We start from the raw sequence: 6,938 nt of genomic DNA on the forward strand, positions 1-6,938 counted from the left end.
CGCACCGGCGCTCACAACAGCGCGCCACGCGCGGCAACCGGCCAGAGGGCCTCGACGCTATCGCCGCGCACGCACACCAGTTCGTCGTAGAGATTGACGGTCGGGTCGCAGTGGCCCGGCACCAGCATCAGCACGTCGCCCAGCGACACCGCGGCGGCATCGGCGGTGGCCAGGACGCCGTGTTCGTCGGCGGCCTTCACATAGCGCAGATCGGGCCGCTGCCAGACGGCGGGCATGCCCGAATCCACGCTCGACGCCTTCAGACCGGCATCCACGATCGCGCGCTGCGGCGTCGCCCGGCTCATGACGGTCGTGCGCACGAACAGCGCGTGCTCGAAAGGCACGTCGCCCTCGCCGCGCTCGTTGTCGCCGTAGTCGCGGTCCAGGAAGATATAGGACCCCGCCTGGAGCTCGTTGAAGACGCCGCTGTCGCGTTCATGCAAGAAGGTGCCGGTGCCGGCGCCCGTGACACGCTCGACAGCGATGCCGCAGGCCTCGATGGCGTCCCGCGTCATGCGCGCCGCCGCGATGGCCTCCTTGATGGCCGCGGCGCGTTGCTGCGGCGAGCGCAGATGCTGGGCCGGCCCGTGGTAGCACTGCAGCCCGGCGAAGCGCAGCCCCGCGCTGCCTGCGATCTGCCGGGCCAACTGCACGGCTTCGTCGCCCGGCGCCACACCGCAGCGGTTGGCGCCGACGTTGACCTCGGCGTAGACGTCGAGGGTGACGGCATGCGCCTGCGCGGCAGCGGCCAGCGCCTGCACCTGCTGCGGGTGATCGGCCAGCACGCCGATGCGCGCCTTGCGTGCGAGCGGAGCCAGGCGGCGTAGCTTGGCGTCGCCCATTACCTGGTTGGTGACCAGGATGTCGCCGATGCCCGCTTCCACGAATACGGCTGCCTCTCCGACCTTCTGGCAGCAGATGCCCACTGCGCCGAGCGCGACCTGGCGCAAGGCGATCTCCGGGCACTTATGGCTCTTGGCGTGGGCACGCAGGCGCACGTTGCGGCCGCGCAATGCGTCAGCCATGCGCTGCAGATTGCGCTCGAACGCATCCAGGTCGAGCACGAGCGCGGGTGTGTCGATGGCAACGACGGGGTCGCCGGGTTGGGCAGCTTTCCAGTAACTCATGGGGGTTTCCTTCAATCGATCTTGGCGCCGGAGAACTTCACGATCTTGGCCCACTTGACCGTCTCGCGGCGGGAGAGATCCAGGAACTCCTCGGGCGTGCCAGGCGCGATTTCCGCCCCTAGCAGCCTGAATCGCTCTCGCACGGCGGGGCTGGCCAGCGCGGTGCGGATCTCCTTGTTGAGGCGGGCGACGATGTCTTTGGGCATGTGGGCCGGGCCGACGATTCCGCCCCAAGCCGACACCTCGAAACCGGGAAGGCCGGATTCGGCGATGGTGGGAACGTCCGGATACGCAGCCGAGCGCTGCAGCGATGAGATGCCAAGCGCCCGCACCTTGCCCCCCCGGGCCATCGGCGCGGAAACCGGCGTGTTGATCATCATGAGCTGGATGCCGCCGCCGATCAGGTCCGTGATGGCCGAGGTCGCCGCCCGATAGGGCACATGCAGCATGTGGACGCCGGTCATCGCCATGAAGAGTTCAACGCCCAGGTGCGCCGTGGTGCCGTTGCCATCCGAGCCGAAGGCCAGCTTGCCCGGATTCTTCTTCGCATAGGCGATCAGTTCGGGAATGGTCCTGACGGGCACGCTGTTGTTGACGATCATCATGTTGGACAGGCGCAGCGTGTTCGCGATCAGCGTCAGGTCCTTCTCGACGTCATATGGCACCGAGGGCAGCAGCGATTTGTTGGTCGCTAGCGAGACGATGTTGCCGTAGGCCAGCGTGTAGCCGTCGGGCGCGGACTTCACCAGGTCCATGGTGCCGATCACGTAGGAGCCGCCAGGCTTGTTGTCGATCACGATGGGTACGCCCAACTGCTGTGCCAGCTGTGGGGCCAGGGCCCGCATCAGTGCGTCCGGAGCACCGCCGGGAGCCGACGGCACGATCAGCCGGATCGGCCTGTCGGGATAGGCCGCGACGGCTGGCGCTGCAGCGGCGGTCATTACGGTAAGGGTAAGAATGGGGAGCAACAGGCGTTTAAACATGGCAGGGACACATCGCAGGTGGAGTAAGGCCGGAAGGGGACCGCCCAGGGCGGGGAGGCCGGCAGCACGGAAGGAGAGAAGACGCATCTGAGTTCCTTTTGGCGGGAGAGCCGCCGGCTATCACAAACCTGCGACATGCGTGTAAGCGAACGGTAGGCCTGCGCAGCCAAAACAGAAACTAGCCACAGCTACATTCAGTATTCAGCCGCGCTTACGAATCGCCGGTGTCGTGGCGTGCTACTTGTGGAGCGATGCCAAGCGCACCCGTCCCTTACCGGCACGAGCTGGAGATGGTGGCGCTGGCATCGTTGGTTCGGGCCGATCGCCTGCTGCGCAAGGTCGATGCAGCGGTCGATCCCGCGTTCGTCCGAGCCAAGGTTGGGCATCTGTACTTGCGCAAACAAAAAACCCCACATTCCGAAAAATGCGGGGTTCGTCAGCAATCCGAAGCCGCCCGTGAGGGCAGCGAACCAGACCGGCCCGCGCCACCCGCGCGGGCAAGCTTTGCCGTCACTGCCTACAATGTGTCTTCTGCCGCGCCTGGATGCGCGTGGCGCCTTTGCCGCCAGGTACCGGGCCGCACGCAGCATGCGGCTGGTATGCGCAAGGCGGTTTTTCGATGCAACTAGCGGAGCCATACGCATGACCTCGAGCATCATCAGACGCAAGCTGGGCAAGTCAGGACTGGAAGTATCGCCGCTGGCGTTCGGCGGCAATGTTTTTGGCTGGAGTGCCGATGAGTCCACTTCTTTCGCATTGCTCGACGCCTTCGTCGGCGCGGGGCTCAATTTCATCGACACGGCGGACGTCTATTCCCGCTGGGTGCCCGGCAACCAGGGCGGCGAGTCCGAGACCATCCTCGGCAAGTGGTTCAAGCGCAGCGGCAAGCGCGCCGACGTGGTGCTGGCCACCAAGGTGGGCATGGACATGGGCGAGGGGCGCAAGGGCCTGTCGCGGGCTTATATCGAACGCGCCGTCGATGCCTCGTTGCGGCGCCTGCAGACCGACTACATCGATCTCTACCAGTCGCACACCGACGACCAGGACACGCCGCTGGAAGACACGCTGGAAACCTACGACCGCCTGATCAAGGCCGGCAAGGTGCGCGCCATCGGCGCCTCCAACTACAGCGCCGCGCGTCTGGCCGAAGCACTGGACGTCAGCCGCCGCCACGGCCTGCCGCGCTACGAGAGCCTGCAACCGCATTACAACCTCTATACCCGCAGCGAGTACGAAAGCGAGCTGGAGCCGCTGGTGCTGCGCGAAGGCCTGGGCGTATTCAACTATTACGCGCTCGCCAGCGGCTTCCTGAGCGGCAAGTACCGCTCCGAGGCCGACCTGGACAAGAGCAGCGCGCGCGGCCAGCGCGTCAAGGCCTACCTCGATGCGCGCGGCCTGCGCATCCTGGCGGCGCTGGACGAGGTGTCCGCGCGTACCGCTTCCAACCCGACCCAGGTTGCGCTGGCCTGGCAGATCGCGCGCCCCAGCATCACCGCGCCGATCGCCAGCGCCACTTCGCTGGCGCAGCTGGACGACCTGATCGCCGCCACCCGGCTGCGGTTGAGCGCCGGGGACGTCGCGCTGCTGGACCAGGCCAGCGCCTGAGCGTTGGGCGCCGCGCATGGCGCGGCGCGCATCAGCATCAATCAGCATCAGGAAGGAGAGCAGGGATGGATGGCACCAACAAAGGCGGCAGCGGCCTGGCGGGGGTCAAGGCACTCGTATTCGATGTCTTCGGCACCGTGGTGGACTGGCGCACCAGCGTGATCGGCGACCTCACCGCCTTCGGGCAGCAAAAAGGCATCGAGGCCGACTGGGCCGCCTTTGCCGACGCCTGGCGCGCCGGTTACGCGCCCGGCATGGATCGCGTGCGCAAGGGCGAGCGGCCCTGGGCCAATATCGACGTGTTGCACCGCGAGCGGCTCGATGCCCTGCTCGACCAGTTCGGCATCGAGAACCTGAGCGAAGCGGAGAAGCGGCATCTCAATCTCGCCTGGCACCGGCTGTCGGGCTGGCCCGATACCGTGCCCGGGCTGACGCGCCTCAAGCAGCGCTACATCATTTCCACCTTCTCCAACGGCAGCGTGCCGTGCCTGGTCGATACCGCGAAGCATGCCGGGCTGCCGTGGGACGCGGTGTTCAGCGCCGATATCGTGCGCCACTTCAAGCCGGACCCGGAAACCTACCTCGGCGTGATCGCCTTCTTCGGCCTGCAGCCGCACGAGGTGATGCTGGTGGCGGCGCACAATTACGACCTGCGCCACGGCCGCGCGTATGGCATGCGCACCGCCTACGTCAACCGGCCCACGGAATATGGGCCGCGCCAGTCCAAGGACCTGGCCGCCGAGTCGGACTGGGATGTGGTGGCGGGCAGCATGACGGAGCTGGCGGACCGGTTGTGCGGGTAAGCATGGCGGCTTGCCGCCGCCCCTGATCCAGGCTACGGGATGCGTTTGCGCGTGCAGATCGCCGTGCCGCCGGGCGCATCCAGGACCCTGTCCGCCAAGACGCCTTGGCGGCACATGGCGTGTCCTGCGCGTGCCACCGGAGCGATGGAGTTTGCCCAAGCCGCTCGCTGTCGGATACATTAGGATTCCCGGTCGCCCGCCAGCGCATGAACGGCGCATGCACGCGCACCAACGAGAGAGGCAAACCAGAGCCGGGATGGCGGGTCCGTCCGCGTGTAGCGCGGCAGTACCAGTGGCGCAACGGCGCCGGGACGGCGATCCGCCAGGAGACCACAAGGAGACGACGATGGACCTGCGGCAACGCGAGCACATCGATACGGTAGTCCAGCTCACCACCCGCGCCAGCGCGCCGATACCGCGCGCGCCGGAAACCATCATCCAGAACTCGTGGCGGCGCTGCGTGCACCAGTACGGGCTCGACCCGGCGCGCATGCAGCAGGCCCGCATCCTGCCGCAGACGCGGCTGCGCGAGCACCAGCAGCGCATCGACGATTTCGCGCGCATCGCGCGCCACGGCCTGCAGACGCTGTACAGCCAGGTGGCGGGCATGGGCTATGTGGTGCTGCTGACCGACGCCCAGGGCGTGACGGTGGACTACCTGGGCGACGCCAACGCCGATGCCCGCCTGCGCCACGCCGGCCTGTACCTGGGCGCGCAATGGAGCGAGTCCGGCGCCGGCACCTGCGCGGTGGGCACCGCGCTGGCCACCGGCGAGGCCCTGACCGTGCACCAGGCCGATCATTTCGACGCCACCCATATCCCCCTGACCTGCACCGCGGCGCCGCTGTTCGATTCGCACGGCAGCCTTTGCGCCATCCTCGACATCTCCGCGCTGACCTCGCCGCAGGCCAAGGACAGCCAGGGGCTGGCGCTGCAGATGGTGCGCATCTACGCCAGCCGCATCGAGAACGCCAGCTTCGTGCGCAGCCATCGCGAGGACTGGATCCTCAAGCTCAATGCCGCGCCGGAGTTCGTCGACGTCAACCCGGAATACCTTGTCGCGCTGGATGCGGCGGGCCGCATCGTCGGCCACAACCGCCGCGCGCAGCAGATGCTGGAGGCCGAACTGGGCGTGGCCGGCGCCGGCACGCCGGTGCTGGGCATGCCGTTCGAATCGCTGTTCGAGGCGCGGCTCGACGAGCTGGGCCGCTTCGTCCATTCGCGCCCGAGCGAGCAGCGCGCGCTGGCACTGGCCCGCAGCGGCAGGCGGCTCTACCTCAGCGTGATGCCGCCGGCCCTGCGCTGGCAGCGCGCCAGCGAGAGCGGGGAACGGGCCACGCCGCTGCAGGCGCCGCTGGCCGCGCTCTGCGGTGGCGATGCCGCACTGCAGCAGCAGTTGCTGCGTGCCGCCAAGCTGGTCGATTCACCCATCAACCTGCTGATCAACGGCGAGACCGGCAGCGGCAAGGAATACCTCGCCAAGGCGTTGCACCAGGCCAGCGCGCGCCGCCACGGGCCGTTTGTGGCGGTGAATTGCGCGGCCATTCCCGAATCCCTGATCGAGAGCGAGCTGTTCGGCCACCTGCCCAACAGTTTCTCGGGCGCCGGCTCCCGGGCCAAGCGCGGGCTGATCCAGGAGGCCGACGGCGGCACGCTGTTCCTCGACGAGATCGGCGACATGCCGCGCGAACTGCAGTCCCGCCTGTTGCGCGTGCTGGCTGAAGGCGAGGTGCTGTCCATCGGCGCGGCGCGCCCGGTGCCGGTCAATGTGCGGGTGATTTCCGCCACGCACCATCCGCTCGACCAGCTGGTTGGCAGCGGACGCTTCCGCGAGGACCTGTATTACCGGCTCAATGGCGCGCGCCTGATGCTGCCGCCGCTGCGCGAGCGCGCCGATCTTGACTGGCTGATCGGCAAGATGCTGGATGGCGAGAGGCAGGTGAGCCTTGCGCCAGCGGCACGCGCGCGTCTGCACCTGCATCGCTGGCCCGGCAACCTGCGCGAGCTGCGCAATGCGCTCGAATACGCGCGCGCGGTCTGCACCGATGGCCACATCGAGGTGGAGGACCTTCCCGAGGGCATCGGCGCCGCGCCGCAACCGGGCTTGCTCCCGGCCACCGCCAGCGCGGCGGCGCCGGGCAAGGCATCCGTCGAATCCGTTGCCGCGCCGGCGCCAGCGGATGCCGCCTTCGACCCGCACCTGCTGCCGCCCGAAGGGATGTTGCTGATGCAATACCTGCGCGCGGCGGGCTGGAACCTGAGCGCGGTGGCGCGGCAGATCGGCGTGAGCAGGATGACGCTGTACCGGCGCATGGCGCGCTATGGCATTGCTTCGCCTAACCAGCGGGATGTTCTTTCGGGGAAGTGATTTGGGGGTGCAGGGTCTAAGGTTGTTGGGCTCTTGGTGGTATTTGGTTTTC

6 protein-coding genes are annotated in these 6,938 nt (G+C 67.8%); 4 read left to right on the forward strand and 2 right to left on the reverse strand.

Annotated features, from left to right (window positions below):
- Window positions 1-11 precede the first annotated feature (11 nt).
- On the reverse strand, window positions 12-1,127 hold the full coding sequence (locus P3W85_RS27295) for a DSD1 family PLP-dependent enzyme (RefSeq protein ID WP_276267041.1): 1,116 nt from the start codon (window positions 1,125-1,127) through the stop codon (window positions 12-14).
- Window positions 1,128-1,138: 11 nt separating this feature from the next.
- Complete coding sequence (locus tag P3W85_RS27300) at window positions 1,139-2,068, reverse strand: Bug family tripartite tricarboxylate transporter substrate binding protein (protein ID WP_276267042.1); 930 nt, start codon at window positions 2,066-2,068, stop codon at window positions 1,139-1,141.
- 332 nt (window positions 2,069-2,400) lie between these two features.
- Here P3W85_RS27300 and P3W85_RS45610 point away from each other — a divergent pair, with 332 nt between their 5' ends.
- The 4 genes from P3W85_RS45610 to P3W85_RS27320 all read left to right on the forward strand — a co-directional run bounded on the left by P3W85_RS45610 (window position 2,401) and on the right by P3W85_RS27320 (window position 6,886).
- Window positions 2,401-2,739: a hypothetical protein gene (locus P3W85_RS45610; RefSeq protein WP_430869628.1), complete on the forward strand. Its 339-nt coding sequence runs from the start codon at window positions 2,401-2,403 to the stop codon at window positions 2,737-2,739.
- Window positions 2,740-2,752: 13 nt separating this feature from the next.
- Window positions 2,753-3,715, forward strand: coding sequence for an aldo/keto reductase (locus P3W85_RS27310; protein WP_017228920.1), 963 nt, complete (start codon window positions 2,753-2,755; stop codon window positions 3,713-3,715).
- Between the two features lie 65 nt (window positions 3,716-3,780).
- Window positions 3,781-4,518 (forward strand): haloacid dehalogenase type II, encoded by a 738-nt coding sequence (locus P3W85_RS27315; protein WP_017228921.1) that lies wholly within the window; start codon window positions 3,781-3,783, stop codon window positions 4,516-4,518.
- A gap of 346 nt (window positions 4,519-4,864) precedes the next feature.
- Window positions 4,865-6,886, forward strand: a complete 2,022-nt coding sequence (locus P3W85_RS27320) for a sigma-54-dependent Fis family transcriptional regulator (RefSeq protein ID WP_276267043.1) — start codon at window positions 4,865-4,867, stop codon at window positions 6,884-6,886.
- The last annotated feature ends 52 nt before the right edge of the window (window positions 6,887-6,938 follow it).

The sequence above is a fragment of the Cupriavidus basilensis genome (genome assembly GCF_029335485.1).
In the GTDB taxonomy this organism is placed as follows: Bacteria; Pseudomonadota; Gammaproteobacteria; order Burkholderiales; family Burkholderiaceae; genus Cupriavidus; species Cupriavidus basilensis_E.